The organism is Pseudomonas sp. GW823-FHT01D03 (assembly GCF_058798255.1).
The window spans coordinates 2,902,215-2,920,501 of record NZ_JBXAKK010000001.1 but is presented as its reverse complement, the minus strand read 5'-3'; the positions used below and the strand labels follow the sequence as shown (position 1 = coordinate 2,920,501).

The 18,287-nt window shown below is 59.6% G+C and carries 14 protein-coding genes; 10 read left to right on the top strand and 4 right to left on the bottom strand.

Annotated features, from left to right (window positions below; genetic code table 11):
• Nucleotides 1-7 precede the first annotated feature (7 nt).
• The 7 genes from AC1RBR_RS12665 to AC1RBR_RS12635 all read left to right on the top strand — a co-directional run bounded on the left by AC1RBR_RS12665 (nucleotide 8) and on the right by AC1RBR_RS12635 (nucleotide 6,676).
• On the top strand, nucleotides 8-328 hold the full coding sequence (locus tag AC1RBR_RS12665; protein ID WP_492564704.1) for a DUF2934 domain-containing protein: 321 nt from the start codon (nucleotides 8-10) through the stop codon (nucleotides 326-328).
• Nucleotides 329-551: 223 nt separating this feature from the next.
• Complete coding sequence (gene glgX / locus AC1RBR_RS12660) at nucleotides 552-2,711, top strand: glycogen debranching protein GlgX (RefSeq protein ID WP_492564703.1); 2,160 nt, start codon at nucleotides 552-554, stop codon at nucleotides 2,709-2,711.
• A gap of 1 nt (nucleotide 2,712) precedes the next feature.
• Nucleotides 2,713-3,711 carry an acyl-CoA dehydrogenase family protein gene (locus AC1RBR_RS12655; RefSeq protein ID WP_492564702.1) on the top strand — a complete coding sequence of 333 codons (999 nt, stop codon included), beginning with the start codon at nucleotides 2,713-2,715 and terminating at the stop codon, nucleotides 3,709-3,711.
• The gene (locus AC1RBR_RS12650) at nucleotides 3,708-4,481 is read left to right on the top strand and encodes a PIG-L deacetylase family protein (protein WP_095135593.1); all 774 of its coding nucleotides are present in this window, start codon (nucleotides 3,708-3,710) and stop codon (nucleotides 4,479-4,481) included. The genes AC1RBR_RS12655 and AC1RBR_RS12650 overlap by 4 nt, the downstream gene beginning before the upstream one ends.
• On the top strand, nucleotides 4,478-5,077 hold the full coding sequence (locus AC1RBR_RS12645; protein WP_095135591.1) for an SAM-dependent methyltransferase: 600 nt from the start codon (nucleotides 4,478-4,480) through the stop codon (nucleotides 5,075-5,077). Before AC1RBR_RS12650 ends, AC1RBR_RS12645 begins: the two co-directional genes overlap by 4 nt.
• Nucleotides 5,074-5,760: a glycosyltransferase family 2 protein gene (locus AC1RBR_RS12640; protein WP_492564699.1), complete on the top strand. Its 687-nt coding sequence runs from the start codon at nucleotides 5,074-5,076 to the stop codon at nucleotides 5,758-5,760. The genes AC1RBR_RS12645 and AC1RBR_RS12640 overlap by 4 nt, the downstream gene beginning before the upstream one ends.
• Nucleotides 5,761-5,917: 157 nt before the next feature.
• Nucleotides 5,918-6,676 (top strand): PIG-L deacetylase family protein, encoded by a 759-nt coding sequence (locus AC1RBR_RS12635; RefSeq protein WP_115984511.1) that lies wholly within the window; start codon nucleotides 5,918-5,920, stop codon nucleotides 6,674-6,676.
• Nucleotides 6,677-6,805: 129 nt separating this feature from the next.
• Here AC1RBR_RS12635 and AC1RBR_RS12630 read toward each other — a convergent pair whose 3' ends face one another.
• A complete protein-coding gene (locus AC1RBR_RS12630) occupies nucleotides 6,806-7,642 on the bottom strand; it encodes an IS3 family transposase (protein ID WP_492563137.1) in 837 nt (278 codons plus the stop codon).
• Nucleotides 7,639-7,941: a transposase gene (locus tag AC1RBR_RS12625; protein ID WP_225595758.1), complete on the bottom strand. Its 303-nt coding sequence runs from the start codon at nucleotides 7,939-7,941 to the stop codon at nucleotides 7,639-7,641. The genes AC1RBR_RS12630 and AC1RBR_RS12625 overlap by 4 nt, the downstream gene beginning before the upstream one ends.
• A gap of 237 nt (nucleotides 7,942-8,178) precedes the next feature.
• Between AC1RBR_RS12625 and AC1RBR_RS12620 the strand changes: the two genes are divergently transcribed.
• A complete protein-coding gene (locus AC1RBR_RS12620; protein WP_492564697.1) occupies nucleotides 8,179-13,956 on the top strand; it encodes an immunoglobulin-like domain-containing protein in 5,778 nt (1,925 codons plus the stop codon).
• Nucleotides 13,957-14,527: 571 nt separating this feature from the next.
• On the opposite strand, the gene AC1RBR_RS12615 is transcribed toward AC1RBR_RS12620, so the two are convergent.
• Together AC1RBR_RS12615 and AC1RBR_RS12610 are read right to left on the bottom strand one after the other, a co-directional pair.
• The gene (locus tag AC1RBR_RS12615) at nucleotides 14,528-14,887 is read right to left on the bottom strand and encodes a DUF6124 family protein (protein ID WP_492564695.1); all 360 of its coding nucleotides are present in this window, start codon (nucleotides 14,885-14,887) and stop codon (nucleotides 14,528-14,530) included.
• A gap of 141 nt (nucleotides 14,888-15,028) precedes the next feature.
• Nucleotides 15,029-15,403 (bottom strand): DUF6124 family protein, encoded by a 375-nt coding sequence (locus AC1RBR_RS12610; protein WP_492564694.1) that lies wholly within the window; start codon nucleotides 15,401-15,403, stop codon nucleotides 15,029-15,031.
• A gap of 703 nt (nucleotides 15,404-16,106) precedes the next feature.
• Between AC1RBR_RS12610 and AC1RBR_RS12605 the strand changes: the two genes are divergently transcribed.
• Both AC1RBR_RS12605 and AC1RBR_RS12600 read left to right on the top strand, forming a co-directional pair.
• Nucleotides 16,107-16,889: an endonuclease/exonuclease/phosphatase family protein gene (locus AC1RBR_RS12605; protein WP_492564692.1), complete on the top strand. Its 783-nt coding sequence runs from the start codon at nucleotides 16,107-16,109 to the stop codon at nucleotides 16,887-16,889.
• A 268-nt stretch (nucleotides 16,890-17,157) separates the two neighbouring features.
• A complete protein-coding gene (locus AC1RBR_RS12600) occupies nucleotides 17,158-18,228 on the top strand; it encodes an autotransporter domain-containing protein (protein WP_492564691.1) in 1,071 nt (356 codons plus the stop codon).
• Nucleotides 18,229-18,287 lie beyond the last annotated feature (59 nt).

Genomic DNA, 18,287 nt, shown 5'->3' with positions numbered 1-18,287 from the left:
CATTGCGATGAGTACCGACGATAAACGCATCCGCGAGTTCGCCTATCAGATCTGGGAATCGGAAGGTAAGCCGGAAGGTCACGAAGCCCGTCATTGGGAGATGGCGCGCAAACTGGCTGAAGCCGAAGCTTTGGCGCCGAAGAAATCACCGAAAGCGGCGGGCAGCAAGACCGCCGGCAAAGACACCGACAGCAAGGCCCCGGCGGCCAAGCCCAAGGCACCAGCGGCCGCGAAGGCCAAGCCGGCCGGCGCCGCCAAAGTCGTACCGCCGGGTGAAAAAGCCGCCGAGAAAAAGCCCCGCGCCCCACGCAAGCCCCCGGCCAACTGACACACCCGGATTATTGAACTGAATGACCGTGTGGCGGGTTCGCTCGCCACCGAGGACTAACTCGTCCTCAAGAAACATACAACCTCCCTGTAGGAGTGAGCCTGCTCGCGATAGCGATGTATCAGGCGAAATCGAGATCGAATGGCAGACCGCTATCGCGAGCAGGCTCACTCCTACAAGGTTTTGTATCAGCCGAGAATTTCCCCGTTTTGCAGGAGCAATCATGACCCGTCCAAAGAATACCGAGCCCGCAGCGCACGCTGAACCTTCGAGAATCCGTGAAGGCCTGCCCTTCCCGCTCGGTGCGACCTGGGATGGTCTGGGGGTTAACTTTGCACTGTTTTCCGCCAATGCCACCAAGGTTGAACTGTGCATTTTCGACGATGCCGGCGAAGTCGAGCTCGAACGCATCGAACTGCCGGAGTACACCGACGAGATCTACCACGGCTACCTGCCCGATGCCCACCCGGGGCTGATCTACGGCTACCGCGTGTATGGCCCGTATGACCCGGCCAACGGCCATCGCTTCAACCACAACAAACTGCTGATCGACCCGTACGCCAAACAACTGGTCGGCGAGTTGAAATGGTCCGAGGCGCTGTTCGGCTACACCATCGGCCACCCTGACGCCGACCTCAGTTTCGATGAACGCGACAGCGCGCCGTTCGTGCCCAAGTGCAAGGTCATCGACCCGGCGCACACCTGGGGCAACGATCATCGCGTCAGCGTGCCGTGGGACAAAACCATCATTTATGAAACCCACGTACGCGGCATCAGCATGCGTCACCCTTCGGTGCCGGAGAACGTGCGCGGTACGTTTGCCGGTCTGATGGTCGACGACGTGCTTGAGCACATCCGCAAACTCGGCGTGTCGAGTGTGGAACTGCTGCCGATCCATGCTTTCGTCAACGACCAGCACCTGCTGCAAAAGGGCATGACCAACTACTGGGGCTACAACAGCATCGCCTTCTTCGCCCCGGATCCGCGTTATCTGGCCAGCGGCAAGATCGCCGAGTTCAAGGAGATGGTCGCGCACCTGCACGAGGCCAATCTGGAAGTGATCCTCGACGTGGTCTACAACCACACCGCCGAGGGCAACGAACAAGGCCCGACCCTGTCGATGCGCGGCATCGACAACGCCTCCTACTACCGCCTGATGCCGGACGACAAGCGCTATTACATCAACGATTCCGGCACCGGCAACACCCTCGACCTCAGTCACCCGTGCGTGCTGCAAATGGTCACCGACTCGCTGCGCTACTGGGCCAGCGAGATGCACGTCGACGGCTTCCGCTTCGACCTGGCAACGATTCTCGGGCGCTATCACGACGGTTTCGACGAGCGTCACAGCTTCCTCGTCGCCTGCCGTCAGGACCCGGTGCTGCGCCAGGTGAAAATGATCGCCGAGCCTTGGGATTGCGGCCCCGGTGGCTATCAGGTCGGCAATTTTCCGCCGGGCTGGGTCGAGTGGAACGACAAATTCCGCGACACCGTGCGCGCGTTCTGGAAGGGCGATGACGGCCAGGTCGCCGACTTCGCCAGTCGCATGACCGCGTCCGGCGAGATGTTCAATCAGCGTGGACGGCGGCCGTACTCGTCGGTGAATTTCATCACCGCGCATGACGGTTTCACCCTCAACGATCTGGTGTCGTACAACGACAAGCACAACGAAGCCAACGACGAGAACAACCAGGACGGCAGCAACAACAACCTGTCGTGGAACCACGGTGTCGAGGGCCCGACCGACGACCCGGAGATCAATGCACTGCGCCATCGGCAGATGCGCAACTTCTTCGCCACGCTGCTGCTGTCGCAAGGCACGCCGATGATCGTCGCCGGTGACGAATTCGCCCGCACCCAGGACGGCAACAACAACGCCTATTGCCAGGACAGCGAGATCGGCTGGGTCAACTGGGACCTGAGCGAGGACGGCAAGGCGCTGCTCAAATTCGTCAAACGACTGATCAAGTTGCGTATGGCCTACCCGATCCTGCGCCGGGGCCGTTTCCTGGTCGGCGAGTACAACGAGGACATCGGCGTCAAGGACGTCACCTGGCTGGCGCCGGACGGCACCGAGATGACCACCGAACACTGGCATGACGCGCACAACCGTTGCCTGGGCATGCTGCTCGACGGTCGCGCGCAGGAAACCGGGATCCGCCGCAAGGGTGCCGATGCGACGCTGCTGCTGGTGGTCAACGCCCATCACGACATCGTCAATTTCAGCCTGCCGGAAGTGCCGGAAGGCAGTTTCTGGACCTGCATGATCGACACCAATCAGCCGTCGGTTCGCGGTCAGGAACGCTTCGAGTTCGGCCATGAGTATTCGGTCACCGGCCGTTCGCTGCTGCTGTTCGAACTGCAACGCGAAGAAGAAGACTGATATGGACCTGCACAGTTATCTGGCGCGCCGCCCGCCCGACTATCGCGACACCGCCGCACTCGGCCATTGCCTGCGGGCGCTGGTCGAGGCCGGTCTGGATCAGTTGCCGTTAGCGGGCAGCGGCCGCACGCTGGAGCGCTTTCAGCGTCTGGCTGAAGTCGGCGGACATGATCTGGGCTTGTGCAAACTCTACGAAGGCCACACCGACGCATTGGCGATCATCGAACAGCTCGGTGGTTCGCCAACGCCGGGCAGCACCTGGGGCATGTGGGCGGCGGAACCACCGCAGGCGCGGGTGCAGGTGCGCCCGGCCGGGCACATGGTGCGCCTCGACGGGCGCAAGGCCTGGTGCTCCGGGGCGGCGGTGCTCAGCCATGCGCTGCTCACCGCGTGGGACGCCGAGGACCGTCAGCAACTGGTCGCGGTGGCGCTGGATCAACCGGGCGTGACCATCACCGATCAGGGCTGGCAAGCGGTCGGCATGGGTGCCACCGGCAGCGTTGAAGTGCTTTTCGACGGCGCCGAGGCCCAGGCCATCGGCGAACCCGGCGACTACCTGAATCGTCCGGGTTTCTGGCAAGGCGGGATCGGCATTGCCGCGTGCTGGTACGGCGCGGCGCGGCAGATCGCCGAGGCACTGCGTCAACACTGCGCGCAACGTCAGGAGCCGCATGCCCTCGCCCACCTCGGTGCGGTCGATGCGGCGCTGTACGCAGCGGCCAATGTGCTGCGTTTCAGTGCGTTGCACATCGATGCGCATCCCGAAGCCGATGCCGAACTGTTGGCCCGGCGTGCCCGCGCCGTGGTCGAGCAATCGGCTGAACAAGTGATGCGCGAGACCGGTCGGGCGCTGGGTGCCGCTCCGTTCTGCAAGGACCGGCACTTCGCCCGGCTGATCGCTGATCTGCCGGTGTTCCTGCGCCAGAGCCATGCCGAGCGTGATCTGGCGGCCCTTGGCCAAACGCTGGCTGAACACCCCGAGGAGGCCTGGACGCTATGAATGCCGTGAACAAACCCGATCCGATCATCGGCCACCAAGGCACTTCGCTGCTGCAATGGCAACATTCCCGGCACCTGGCGGCGCTGGACAGCGTCGACGTCCTCAGTCTGGTGCCACCGGGCGCGCGGGCGGTGATTGTCGCCCCGCACCCGGACGACGAAGTGCTCGGCTGCGGCGGGATGTTGCAGTTGCTGGCCGCCGCCGGGCGTCAGTTGCAGTTGATCTCGGTCACCGATGGCAGCGCCAGTCACCCCGGCTCCGAGCGCTGGCCGGTGGAGCGTCTGAGCGTGGTGCGGCCGCAGGAATCAGCCGAAGCCCTGCGCCGCCTCGGCGTGCCGCTGCACCGGATGAAATGGCTGCGCGGCGGTTTCAGCGATAGCCAGGTCGCCGCGGATGAGCCGTCGCTGGTCGCCTTCATCGAACGCCACCTGCGCCCCGGCGACGTGGTGTTCAGCACCTGGTGCGAGGACGGCCACTGCGATCACGAAGCTGCCGGCCGCGCAAGTATCGAAGCCGCGCGGCGGGTCGGCGCCACCTGCCACGAATTGCCGGTATGGACCTGGCACTGGGCCTCACCCGAAGACGCCTCGGTGCCGTGGCAGCGCGCGCGCAAAATTCTGTTGTCACCCGAGCAGGTGGCGCGCAAACGCCACGCGATCCATGCCTTCGCCAGTCAGTTGGAGGGCGACCCGCAAGCCGGGCTGCAACCGGTATTGGCGCCGTACGTGCTGGATCGCCTGCTGCAACCTTTCGAAGTGGTGTTTCTATGAGCGTCGATGATCGTTACTTCGACGGATTGTTCAGCGCCAATGACGATCCCTGGGCCTTCCGCGAGCGCTGGTACGAACAGCGCAAACGCGCGATCACCCTCGCCGCCCTGCCCCGTGCGCATTACCGGGCGATCTTCGAGCCCGGTTGCGCCAATGGCGAACTCAGCGCCGAACTCGCCGAGCGTTGCGACCGCCTGCTGTGTTGCGACACCGCCAGTGCTGCGGTGAACCTGGCGCGTACCCGGTTGAGCCTTTTCGACCACGCCGAGGTGCGCCAGAGTCGCTTGCCCGGCGACTGGCCGGAAGAAAAATTCGACCTGATTGTATTTAGCGAAATCGGCTACTACCTCGATGCCCAGGATCTGACAGAAGTGATCCGGCGCATCAGTCAATCCCTGACCGCGGACGGCCAGTTGCTGGCCTGCCACTGGCGCCCGCCCATCGACGGCTGCCCGCTCAATGCCCGGCAGGTGCACGACCTGATCCACGAGCAATTACCGCTGCCGCGTCTGGCCTTGCATCAGGAAGCGGACTTCATTCTTGAAGTCTGGAGCCGTGAGCCGCGCTCGGTGGCCGCATTGGAGGGCCTGCGATGATCGGCATTCTGATTCCCGCGCACAACGAGCAAGACCTGCTCGAACAGTGCCTGACCGCCGCCGTACGCGCCAGCAAACACGGGCTGCTGGCCGGCGAACCGGTCGAAGTGCTGGTGGTGCTCGACAGCTGCACCGATCGCTCGGCACAGATCGTCAGCGGCTTTCCGGTACTGAGCCTGCACATCGACGCCCGCAACGTCGGCCAGGCCCGGGCCGCTGGCGCGCAGGTGTTGCTGGAACGTGGCGCGCGCTGGATCTCCTGCACCGACGCTGACAGCCGTGTGGCCGATGACTGGCTGGTGGCGCAGTTGGGTCTGGGTGCGGACGCGGTGTGCGGCACGGTGACCGTTGAACATTGGGATCCGACATTCGACGAAAGCGCGCAAATCCGTTATCACAGTCACTATCTGGCGCGGGACGGGCATCGCCATATCCACGGCGCCAATCTTGGGGTCAGTGCCGATGCTTATCGTTGGGCTGGGGGATTCGCCCCCTTGACCTGCGATGAGGACGTGCAACTGGTGCGGCAACTGGAATTGCTCGGTGCCGACATCGCTTGGAGCCACCGTCCGCAAGTGCACACCAGCGCCCGTCTGGACAGCCGTGCCCGGGGCGGTTTCGGGGACTACCTGCGAAAATTGGTACAGTTAGACATAAAAAAAGCGGATCAGATTGATCTGTAACGCGACGAACCGGTTTTCATGAGCAATACTCTGCTGCGCGGCAATCCAGGGTTGGGAGCGTCGCACAGCAATCCATTCGCCTTCACGGGTCGAGCGCACCTGCTTTTGCACGGTGCAGATTCGGCTGAGGGCCTGACTCGACAAGGACGTAGCACCCATGAAACCGTTATTCCTCAACGAAAACCCGCCGCCGGTACAGATCTGGAACAGTGCCCCGCAGCTGGACAACATTCCCGTCATCAACACCCATAGCCTAGTTCCCCGCGGTGCTCGCGCCGTCGTCGTCGCCCCGCATCCGGGTGATGAAGTGGTGACCTGTGGCGGCCTCCTGCAATTGCTCTCCAGCCTTGGCCATCCGTTGCAACTGCTTTCGATCACTGATGGCAGCGCCAGCCATCCCGGCTCGCGACAGTGGTCGGAAAAACGCCTGAGCGTGTTCCGTCCGCAAGAGAGCGTCGAAGCCCTGCGTCGGCTCGGCCTGCCGATGCACAGTCTGAAATGGGTGCGCGGCGGGTTCACCGACAACGCGCTGCTCGAACGCGAGACCGAAATCAGCAGTTTCATCGCGCGTTATCTGCGCCCCGGCGACGTGGTGTTCAGCACCTGGCGCAACGACGGCAACGACGACCACGAAGCGGTCGGACGTGCGAGTGCCAAAGCGGCAGCGCAAGCCGGAGCCACCTATCACGACGTGGCAGTCTGGGCCTGGCACTGGCCGGAGCGCGAGCAGAGCCTGATCCCCTGGGATCGTGCACGCAAACTGCGCCTCGACACCTGGACCGTGGCGCGCAAAAGCCACGCCACCCACGCCTATGCCAGCCAGCTCAAGGGCGAACCGGCGATCGGCATCGCGCCGATGCTGCCGCCGGTGATCCTGGAACGCATGCGCCTACCCTACGAAATTGTCTTCATCTGAAGCACCCATCCCCTGTGGGAGCGGGCTTGCTCGCGAAAGCGTCGGTTCAGTCACCTGTGATGTTGAATATGCCGGCCTGTTCGCGAGCGAGCTGAACTGGTCAAGTAATCTTGGACACTGATTAAGGTTTCACGCCGCCAACTTCTCCTTGGCGACTGGTGACCGATAGTCGTTGTAGCTATGTGGCCTGGTGATGTTGTAGCGCGATATATAGCGCTGCACATCCGCTCGGGCCTCGTGTTCCGATCCGTAGCCTGCTTCTGGCACCCACTCTGATTTCAAACTTCCAAAGAAACGCTCCATCGCAGCGTTGTCCCAGCATTCGCCTTTACGGCTCATGCTCTGCCGGAGCCCATGTTCCAGCAGTTCATTTCTGAATTTATGGCTGGTGTACTGGCAACCTTGGTCGGAGTGAAACAGTACGTCTTTTGGGCGACCGCGTAGTTCAATCGCCATCCGCAGGGCTTCGCAGGTCAGCGTGGCATCGGAGATCATCGAAAACGACCAGCCCACGATCCGGCGAGCGAACAAGTCCAGAACCGCCGCGAAATACAGCCAGCGCTTGCCGACTTTGATGTACGTCACGTCCCCACACCACACCTGATTGACCGCCGTAACATCAAACTTGCGTTTGAGCACATGCGGTGCCACCAACGCTTCCACGCCGGGTGACTTGTACTTATGGCGCCGGCGTTGACGGCTGACAATGCCTGCTTCTCGCATCAAGCTGCGAGCCATGAAACGCCCGACATCATGCCCGCCGGCTTGCAGCTGTTTAGCCAAGGTACGAGCGCCCGCAGACTCTCTCGACGCCTTGTGGTGCTTGACCAGCATGGCCTTGAGCTGCTCTCGCTTAGGGCTCACTTTGCCTTGGCGCTGACGCCATGCGTAAAAGCTACTGCGGTTTATCCCGAACACACGACAGCAATCGTTAACGCCGTACTGCTCGCCCAGCTCACAGATCAACGAGAGTGATCTTTGGCGTCCAAAAGCAGGAGAGCACTGGCCTTTTTTAGGATTTCGATATCCCGATCTTTTTGCCTGAGCAAGGCTTTAAGTTCCTGAATCTCTCGCTGATCCGCGGTGATCGCCTTGGCTCCCACCGGAGTCGAGCCCAAGCGTTCCTTGCGAACCTGATCGACCCAGCGGCGTAAGGCCGTAGGGCCAATATCCAAACTGGCACAGACCTCGGGAACCGACTGCCCCTCGTCCAGCACCATGCTGGCAGCCTTGAGTTTGAACTCACTTGAATAAGATTTACGCATATCCAAACACCTCAGATTTGGGCGCCATCATAGCGCCCGATTGAGGTGTCCAAAATCATTAGGCCAGTTCAAGCCCGCTCCCACATTGATATGCGGCGAGCCAGTGGCTAGGGCTCACGACCGTTCATCGCAAATACGTCCTTACCTGTAATTTCTGACAGTAGCCACAGCCGTCATCTTCAGCGCTGAATAACTCCACGCCCTTTGTCTCCCGACAGTTCGCACGGAGTTCCGTCCATGCTCGTTCAGCCCAAGATGAAAATCTCTGCCCCCCATTCATTGCTGGACCCGATAGTGCTCGGGCGCCTCCTGCCTTCCGGTCAGTGGGGGATCAACCGGGCGGCGGTGTTCACTTTTCCCGACCTCGGACTGCTGGTCGTGATCCCCGTCTGGGCCAGCAAGGCTATCGGCGACACCGTCAAGCTGCTGCTCAATGACCGTGAAGTCGACGGACGTCCCATCATTGACGCGGCCGAGCTCAAGCAACCGACCCTCTTGTGGGTGGCCCCCCGTCATCTGCAGACAGGTCCTTACCAACTCACCTACGAAATCAAACAGCCCAATCAAAAAGAAGAGCGTCCGGACAAGCCCCTCAACCTCTTCGTCAAACTGGAACTCCCCGCTGGCCAGGACATCGACCCGGGCCCTGGTCACTCCAACCTGTACATGTACATTCCCCCGGAAATCGTCAACGGCGGCGTGGACAAAGACATTGCCGAAGCGGGGGTGCCGATTGTCATCAGGTCCGAGTCCGGCAGCGGCTTGCCTTACCCCGACATTGCGGAGGGCGACGTCATTCATCTCAGTTGGGGTGGCTTTTTTGAGTATTCCACACCGGTGACCCTGGAGCAGATCAACGATCCAGCGGCAAACCCGATATTGATCACGGTCTCCAAAGCCACTATTGAACGGGCTGGTGACACCGACCTCTTCGGTCTGGCGGTCACCTTCAAAGTGCGCGACATCGTCGGCAATGAATCGGAAGACTGGTGCAAGGCAACCCGCATCGTCGTCACCACCGGCATCGACCTGCTGGACGCGCCTATCGTTCAGGAGGCTGTCAATAATGAACTCGACGCCGATAAACAGGGCGATAACGACATCACGGTGCATGTCACGGCCACCCAGCCAGACTTCGAGATGGATGACATCATCCACTTGACCATGCTCGGCACCACCCTGGAGGGCGAAAAAGTCGAAGTCACCGCCCTGCCCCAGACCGTCGACAATATTCCGCATAACTACGAGTTCAAGCTGTCCATTGCGGCCGTGCGCAAACTGGTCAATACCCAGGTCAGTTTCTTCTATCGGCTGGAACGCAGCGGCAGCAGTGACCCGTTACGCTCAAAAAGGCAGTTTGTACAAGTCACCGGCGCAGCCCATCGCCTGGCCGCACCGATCATCGAAGAAGCCGAGGGAGAGTTCATCGATCCCACCGAAACTCAAATCAACGTCCGCATTCCGTTCGATCCGGCCATCGAGTACGGCATGGGCATCGAGCTGTTCCTGTTGGGTAAAAGTCCGGACGGCAGCACCTTCCTGCCTGAGTTGAAGTGGCACATTCCGGAGGAGGATGAAGTCGAGAATCCCGAAGGTTTCGTCATCACCGTCGATGACTACAACCTCAAGCTCCTTGACGGCGGAACCCTGAAGGGGTGGTACGACCTGCTGATAGCCGAGGGCGACGAGATCCTCAGACGGGAATCGCTGCACACGAAATTGCTCAATGTGGGTGAACCGAAATTCGAGCTGGACGCCCCGATTGTCCTCGGGGTGCAGAACGGTTTCCTCGACCCGGCCACACTGCCCGGCGGTACCAGTAAACTGACCATCCCCAGGCCTGTGGTGAAGCCATGGGTAGCCAACGACGAGGCCACCTGGAAGTGGGTGGGCGACATCTCCGGCGAGGAACCCGGGTCCCGCACATTCAATGCCGTAACCGCCCAACAAGACTGGATCATCAACCTGGACGCCGCCTTCGTCGCCCAACACATCGAACCGAACCGCGGCAGCAAGATCACCGTCCGCTACCAGCTCTGGCGCCATGCCACAGATGAGACCAGCCTTTCGAACCCATTGGTGTTCACCGTGGGCGTCGCGCTGGAACTGCTCGCCCCCTCGATCAAGGAGAACAACGGCGACAGCGCACTCAACCCGCTGCTGGTCAGGGACACCTTGACCATCGTGGTGCCGGACAACAGCGCGTTGCTGCCAACTGATGAAATCATCGCCACCTGGACTGGCGCACAGGGTACGCCGGCCGGCGGTTCGCACACCTCTGTTCCTCGGCCGCTGGGCAGCAACCGGGAGTTTGTGATTCCAAATAGCGTGGTCGCGTTCAACCTGAACAAAGATGTGAAGGTGTCCTACGTCGTCATCCGCGACGGCAAGCCGCTGCCGTCCCTCGTCTTTGATTTGACTGTGTTGAGCATGCCGCAGAATGAACTGCTCAAACCGATCATCAAGGACGCGGACAACGACGGCGAAGGCCCGGAGTTCAACGTAGGGAATCTGACCAGCAATGCCACCTATCGCATGGGCGTCTGGCCGTTGATTGCCACAGGCCAATATGTCTGGCTGCGTCTGAAAGGGACGAACGCTGATGGCAGCGACTACAACCTTCCGATCCATACGGCACCCACCTCACAGGTCAATGATACGTGGATCAATCAAGGTTATTACGAGCGGAGCATCGCCTTTGCAGGCTTGAGAAACCTCAAGGATGGCAGCCCGCTGACCATGGAATTCAAGGCCGCGTTCGGCAAGAGCACGGATGAGAGCGAGGCGGTGCCCTTCCCAGTGCGCACTTACATGATCAAAGCGCTTGAGGATGTGCGGCCAGAAATTACCCGTGTAGAAGACTCAAAAGGGAATGAGATTCTCCCAGGCGCCACAACCGTTGACACCTCGATCACGCTTAAAGGCAAAGGGGCTAAAGGTCAGAAAGTCCTGATCAAGGATGGCACCACCGTCAAAGGTACAGCCGACATCGATCCACAGAGTGGTGACTGGGAGTTCCCGGTGACGGGCTTGGCCCTTGTCTCCCATAGTTTCACCGCCACTGCCCAGTACGGCAATGGGCAGGTATCGGATCCATGGGTCGTGGTCGTTACCGCTCCTACCGCACCAACTATCACTCGGGTGGAAAACTCCAAAGGGGAAGAAATTCTCCCAGGCGCCACGACCGTTGACACCTCGATCACGCTTAAAGGCAAAGGGGCTAAAGGTCAGAAAGTCCTGATCAAGGATGGCACCACCGTCAAAGGTACAGCCGACGTCGATCCACAGAGTGGTGACTGGGAGTTTCCGGTGACGGGGCTGGCCCTTGTCTCCCATAGTTTCACCGCCACTGCCCAGTACGGCAATGGGCAGATATCGGAACCGTGGGTCGTGGTCGTTACCGCTCCTACCGCACCAACTATCACTCGGGTGGAAAACTCCAAAGGGGAAGAAATTCTCCCAGGCGCCACGACCGTTGACACCTCGATCACGCTTAAAGGCAAAGGGGCTAAAGGTCAGAAAGTCCTGATCAAGGATGGCACCACCGTCAAAGGTACAGCCGACGTCAATCCACAGAGTGGTGACTGGGAGTTTCCGGTGACGGGGCTGGCCCTTGTCTCCCATAGTTTCACCGCCACTGCCCAGTACGGCAATGGGCAGATATCGGAACCGTGGGTCGTGGTCGTGACCGCTCCTACCGCGCCAACTATCACTCGGGTGGAAAACTCCAAAGGGGAAGAAATTCTCCCAGGCGCCACGACCGTTGACACTTCGATCAAGCTTGAAGGGAAAGGGGCTAAAGGTCAGAAAGTCCTGATCAAGGATGGCAATATCGAGATAGGCATTGCCGACGTCGATCCACAGAGTGGTGACTGGGAGTTCCCGGTGACGGGGCTGAGCGCCGACACCCATAGTTTCACCGCTACTGCGCGGTATGGTAATGAGGAGGTATCGCTTCCGCGGATCGTGGTCGTGGTGGCTGCCGACACACCGGCCATCACATCAGTAAAAGACGAGAGCAACTGGAACATCCGCGAAAACGGTTACACCGTGCACACCAGCGTCACGCTCACTGGCTCCGCGCCGGCCGGCCAGGAGGTGGAAGTTTTCCTCGGTGCGGTCTCCAAAGGCAAGGCCAAGGCAGAGAGCAACTCTATCTGGACCCGTACCGTGAGCGGGTTATCGCTGGACGTGTTGCATACCTTCAAGGCCATTGGTCAATACGCAAATAACCCGCCGTCGAATCCCTGGCGCCTGACCGTGTTGAATGGGGTCCAGCCGGCCATCACCGGTGCGGAAGATTCCAAAGGGCAGCCAATCAGCAATGATGGAAGCACCAGTGACACCACTGTTCGTCTGAGGGGGACGGCGACCAAGTATCTTGAGGTGGAAATTTTCGACGGTAACAGCTCCACTAGCAAAAGGGTCGAGGCCGATGGGAATGGCATATGGACGGTTGAACTGACCGGGCTGACACGTACGAAGCATGTGTTCAAAGCCAAGGCATTGTATGGCAGCGGGACGGAGTCGGGAGAGTGGGCGGTAAACGTGGTGGCAGCTGCTGCACCCACGATCACCTCAGTGCAAGACGAAAGCAAATGGAACATCCCCGATAACGGCTATACCGTGCACACCAGTATCGCGCTCGAGGGCTCCGCGCCGGCCGGCGAGGAGGTGGAAGTTTTCCTCGGTGCGGTCTCCAAAGGCAAGGCCAAGGCAGAGAGCAACTCTATCTGGACCCGTACCGTGAGCGGGTTATCGCTGGATGTGTTGCATACCTTCAAGGCCATTGGTCAATACGCAAATAACCCGCCGTCGAATCCCTGGCGCCTGACCGTGTTGAATGGGGTCGTGCCGGCCATCACCGGTGCGGAGGATTCCAAAGGGCAGCCAATCAGCAATGATGGAAGCACTGTTGACACCACTGTTCGTCTGAGGGGGACGGCGACCAAGTATCTTGAGGTGGAAATTTTCGACGGTAACAGCTCCACTGGCAAAAAGGCCCTGGCCAATGAGAATGGCATATGGACGGTTGAGCTGACTGGGCTGACAACTACGGAGCATGTGTTCAAGGCCAAGGCGTTGTATGGCAGCGGGACGGAGTCGGGGGAGTGGACGTTGACAGTGACGGCCAGCGCCCCCCCGACCATCTTTCGCGCTGAAGACTCCAAAGGAGCAGAAATTCTCCCAGGTGGCACGACCGTCGACACCTCGATCACGCTTAGAGGGGCTGGGGCTAAAGGTCAGAAAGTCCAGATCAAGGACGGCAATACTGTCAAAGGCACTGCCGACATCGATCCACAGAGTGGTGACTGGGTGTTCACGGTGCGCAGCCTTAGCGTGGACTCCCATAGCTTCACCGCCACCGCGCTGTATGGCAGTGGGCAGGTGTCGAATCCGCCGAGGGTCGTGGTAGTGATTTCGGAGTTAATCTTGGATACTTCAACAGTTACATTAAATGGGAGAAATATTTCGCAGCAAGGCGTGGTACCTCAATTGAATCGTTGGGGGGGCTACATCCCCCCCAATACGAGAGTCGAACGTATAGCAACTGGAGGAAGACCTCCATATACATACACTTCCTCGGCACCACAAATTGCATCTGTTCTAGGCGGTAGTGTTGAAAGCGAAGGAAATGGTAGTGCGATAATCACCGTAACGGACTCTTCAAGCCCGCCTCAAAGAAAGTCTTTCATCGTTAATGCGTCGAATGTCATCCGACTCATCCAGTCGCCACAACCAATACTTGGCCCCGATTCAACACAGTGGGCTGCTAGCATAGGAGGAACTCCAATTGCCCCTGGATATGCTTCCGCGGTGGATGTTGACCTCTTTCTTGCGATGTTCTCGATGGCTCCCCAAAGTAGTTACCACGTGTGCGCCCCGTGCACCACTAGTTTCCCCCAGCCTGGAACTATGCAAGTGCTAGGCGACACTGCGTACAGAGCGTTTTTGAGTTGCTGGCCTAATGCACAACCGCAAAATAAATTTGCTTTATGTTTAAAAGTGGTTTAGAGGCTGCCGATCTGGAATTGCTTCATGTAAAAATATCGATGAATGATAAGGGCTTTTAGGGGGGTGGTAGTGCTTGTCGAGGTATTTACTGTTTTGGAGGGCGTCGATGAACTGTATTTGATTTTTGAATAGTATTGCACTTGCTTTATCCTGAAGCTCAGTGCGCTAGGCAAATCTACTTCCCCCGATACCCTACGAGAGATACGTTTTCGTAGGGTGTTTTTTTGGAAAAGCCTGAGCGACATGCAGCTTGGCTTTGTGTCAGGCTCTCTTGCCTTAAGAAACAACACGTTAAGTTATGCCGGAAAATTCAAGCTGTCGTTGGACTTTGCCAAATTTGAAGACGCGGCCAATCGATACCTTCCCAACTACCTGCTAAACCCCATCAATACCATTCTCCCCAGAACTGGGTGGGCTGGCGTACTACCATAGATAAGGGTTGGATTTATTTAATGACAATCCCGAGCAAACTCACACCTACAAGAGATCTTTGCCGGGCACTTAACCTGTGACCAGCGCAGATCCACTGTGGGAGCGGGCTTGCTCGCGAAGAGGCCAGAACTGTCAGCGCCTATTCCTTTGGCACAACATTATCCAGCGCCTGATTCACCGCCAACTCTCCCAACATCACCACCTGCGCGATACCCAACACCGTGTTGCGACTCGGCCCCTCCAGCGTGCCGGCGAAATCACCGAGCATGACCGTGGCCGAGGCCAGGGATTCGCAGGCGTTGGCTAGCAGGGATTCGGTGTCGATTTGTGGATTGACGAGGAACATGCTGCTGGGGGTGTATGGCGTTGCCATGATGTTCGCGGGCGCGAGGTAGTGGTCGAGGGCGCGTTCGGCGGCTTCGTGGAGTTTTCTGGAGTTGAGGGATTCGTAGGACGATACCGATTCTGTGACCGGCGGATTGGGTGGGGTTTCGGGCATCAGTTGGAACTCCGATCGAGGCACTTTGAAAGGATGATGACCTGTAGGAGCTGCCGAAGGCTGCGATCTTTTGATGTTGCTTTTAAAGATCAAGATCAAAAGATCGCAGCCTTCGGCAGCTCCTACAGGGGGACCGGGCAGTTAGTTCGGGACGCGGCGGCTGTCCAGCACCCGGTTGACCATCAGTTCACTGAGCATGATCACCTGATGCAGCATCAGCATGGCCCGGCGTTGCGAGTGGTCGACGGTGTCGCCGATATCACGGGCCATGTCGCTGGCGGCGGCTAATGATTCGCAGGCTTCGACGAGCAAGGTTTCTTCGTCCACGGTGGGGTCGATGAGGAAGATTCTGTTCGCCTTGCATGACGAGGTTGAAGGGATCGAGATCTTCAGTGCGCCGGGGTTGAGGTAGAAGTTGATGGCGCGATCGGTTGCCGCTTTTATCTTCTGCGGGTCGAGGGCCGGGTCGTACGGGATCGGGTCGACGTCTGGGGGGTTGGGTGTGGCTTTGAACATAAATATCTAATTCCTGATTGAGGGCCGCGACCGTTCTCTACTAAAAGAAGGGTGGCGGCTGTGCACAGGTTAGTAGACCGGAGGAATTAGCAAGACCGGCGCGCTCGAGAGCGCCCTGCGCACAACCACCATCGAAGTGCAGGCAATAGATACGCCTGGCTCAATGGGACTCATGCACTTACTAAAACCATACGGGCTACTAAACCCGACCACCGATGGGCAGTGGCAGGAAAACGATATAGCGCAGGGTATGGTCGTGTAAGCCGGCGGATTCTGGCGTACGCGTAGGTAACGGCGCAAGGCGTTGTAGCCGTTATGGCGTAACGGTTCGTGTACTTTAAACGTGATTGCAGGGGTGCGTTTATTGTGTGTGTGGAGAACCGGGATTGCTCCTGTAGTTTTGATGGTGCCTGGCAGGCCGCTTTCGCGAGCAGGCTCGCTCCCACAGTTGGAACGAGTGCATTCAGTTGGGAGGTTGGTCGGCTTGTGAGCCGTCATCGCTGGCAAGCCAGCTCCCACAGTTTGACCGAGTGCATTCAGTCAGAGATTGGTCGATCGGGAGGCCGCTTTCGCGAGCAAGCTCGCTCCCTCAGGTTTCGTGGTGGCTCTGGTGATTTGTATTACGGCCTGGGGCATCTGGAAGGAACTGCCCGCTCACAGACCAGTCGCATGAACAGGAAGCCGTTTTTTCAGAGGAGTGAACGTGTCCAGCGATCCCGAGCGTCTCATCGTCGACGCACCCGTCATCCATCGCCTGCGCGTGCTGACGGTCAACACTCACAAGGGTTTTACCGCCCTCAACCGGCGCTTCATCCTGCCGGAACTGCGCGAAGCGGTGCGCAGCACCTCGGCTGATCTGGTGTTTCTGCAGGAGGTGGTGGGCGAACACGAGCGACATTCCAATCGCTACCACGAATGGCCGCAAACCTCGCAATACGAATTTCTTGCCGACAGCATGTGGAGCGATTTCGCCTACGGGCGCAACGCGGTGTACCCAGATGGTCATCATGGCAATGCCCTGCTGTCGAAATACCCGATCCGCGAATACCGCAACCTCGACGTGTCGATCACCGGCCCCGAGCGCCGCGGCCTGCTGCACTGCGTGCTGGACGTGCCGGGCCACGCCGAAGTGCATGCGATCTGCGTGCATTTGAGTCTGCTGGAAAGCCACCGCCAATTGCAGTTGCAACTGCTTTGCCAGTTGCTCGAATCATTGCCCGACGATGCACCGGTGATCATTGCCGGCGACTTCAATGACTGGCAGCTGCAGGGCAATGCCGCCCTCGCCCGCCGCGATTATCTGCACGAAGCCTTCGAACGCCACCACGGCCGTCCGGCCAAGACCTACCCCGCGCGTTTTCCACTGCTGCGCCTGGACCGCATTTACCTGCGCAATGCCAGCAGTCACGACCCGCAGATCCTCGGCAACAAGCCGTGGACGCACTTGTCGGACCATTTGCCGCTGGCGGTCGAAGTGCATTTGTGAGCACAGACAACGACTTAGATATGTTCAGAAAAACAAACACTTGCAGCGTCTGATTTAGCTGTACCGCTCATCGTTCAGTTTCTTGACGCATGGGCATCACTCTTCTTATCTCTACCTTACTACCCCCGGAATCACTAACCGGGGCGACCCTTCCGGCACTCGCGAAATCGAGCGCCGCGGTTCGCCCCGCCCCATTCGGTCGCCCCTCGTTCGGGGTAGGAGAGACGCCAGAAAAGAGAGCCCGCATGCGCTTGCAAGGTAGACCTCCATGAAAAGCTCATTCACCCCGCAAGAAATCAAAGTGACGTTTTGCACAGTGTCGAGTTCGATTCTGCTGTGCTCATCCATGGAGGCGCAGGCCGGTCCTGCAGCGGATGAAACCACCCCCTGGTATCGCCAGGACGTGCCCGTCCTGACCCTGCCGGCGACCGTTATTACCCCCGGGCCCCAACGCCTGAGTCCCCGTCCCGACCTGCGCGGCACCGATCTGATCACCGAGGATCTGGCGCCGCTGGCCTGGGACCAGCTGTACGGGCAAAGCGCCCGGCGAGCGCAAACCGACGTGCTGTCGCCAGGTTTTGCCACGCCCGGCCACGGCGACTTCAAAGGCCCGCCATTAATCACCGTGCAAAGCGCCGGCGGCCACACTCAGACCCTCGGTCTGATTGGCGGATACAACCAGATCCAGGCCAACAGCGGTGGCCCGATCAACAGCCGCGCCCTCGCCGACCCGGCCGCCGACACTCTGAACCTGCAAGGCCAGAGCCTCGGCGCTTATTACCGCCTGACGGGCGCGCAAGGCTGGCATGTCGACCTGTCGGCCAGCGGTGGCCGGGTCAGCGGTTTCAGTCGTAACGAACAAGGCGCGCGCCAAGCCACCGAAGGCAGTGCGATGACCTTCTCGGTCGAAGGTGGATATCCGATCGGCCTGGGCGGCAACTGGGTGGTTGAACCCCAGGCGCAACTGATCAATCAGCGCATCACCCTCGACACGCCGTACGCGGGCTCCGGCAATGCGTCGTCATCGGATCTGTCGGCGTGGAGCGGCCGCGTCGGCGCCCGCCTCAAAGGTAGCTACGATGTGAACGGTCTGCCCGTGGAACCCTACGTGCGCACCAACCTCTGGCACACGGTCTACACCGGCAACACGGTGACTCTCGATCAGGTCGACAAGATCAGCAGCAGCCGCAAATCATCGACGGTCGAATTAGGGCTGGGTTTGGTGGCGCGGGTGACGCCGGCGGTCAGCCTGTATGTCAGCGCCGATTACAGCAGTGATGTGGATGACAATGACTTGAACGGGTTGATTGGCAGCTTGGGGGTGCGGATGCGTTGGTGATTTCGGCTTGAGGGGCGATGGCCTCTAAGCTGACGCCATCGCGAGCAGGCTCACTCCTA

Coding starts and splice junctions, on each gene's coding strand:
- AC1RBR_RS12665 (WP_492564704.1), top strand. CDS start 8: ATGAGTACCGACGATAAACGCATCCGCGAGTTCGCCTATCAGATCTGG.
- glgX (WP_492564703.1), top strand. CDS start 552: ATGACCCGTCCAAAGAATACCGAGCCCGCAGCGCACGCTGAACCTTCG.
- AC1RBR_RS12655 (WP_492564702.1), top strand. CDS start 2,713: ATGGACCTGCACAGTTATCTGGCGCGCCGCCCGCCCGACTATCGCGAC.
- AC1RBR_RS12650 (WP_095135593.1), top strand. CDS start 3,708: ATGAATGCCGTGAACAAACCCGATCCGATCATCGGCCACCAAGGCACT.
- AC1RBR_RS12645 (WP_095135591.1), top strand. CDS start 4,478: ATGAGCGTCGATGATCGTTACTTCGACGGATTGTTCAGCGCCAATGAC.
- AC1RBR_RS12640 (WP_492564699.1), top strand. CDS start 5,074: ATGATCGGCATTCTGATTCCCGCGCACAACGAGCAAGACCTGCTCGAA.
- AC1RBR_RS12635 (WP_115984511.1), top strand. CDS start 5,918: ATGAAACCGTTATTCCTCAACGAAAACCCGCCGCCGGTACAGATCTGG.
- AC1RBR_RS12625 (WP_225595758.1), bottom strand. CDS start 7,941: ATGCGTAAATCTTATTCAAGTGAGTTCAAACTCAAGGCTGCCAGCATG.
- AC1RBR_RS12620 (WP_492564697.1), top strand. CDS start 8,179: ATGCTCGTTCAGCCCAAGATGAAAATCTCTGCCCCCCATTCATTGCTG.
- AC1RBR_RS12615 (WP_492564695.1), bottom strand. CDS start 14,887: ATGCCCGAAACCCCACCCAATCCGCCGGTCACAGAATCGGTATCGTCC.
- AC1RBR_RS12610 (WP_492564694.1), bottom strand. CDS start 15,403: ATGTTCAAAGCCACACCCAACCCCCCAGACGTCGACCCGATCCCGTAC.
- AC1RBR_RS12600 (WP_492564691.1), top strand. CDS start 17,158: ATGAAAAGCTCATTCACCCCGCAAGAAATCAAAGTGACGTTTTGCACA.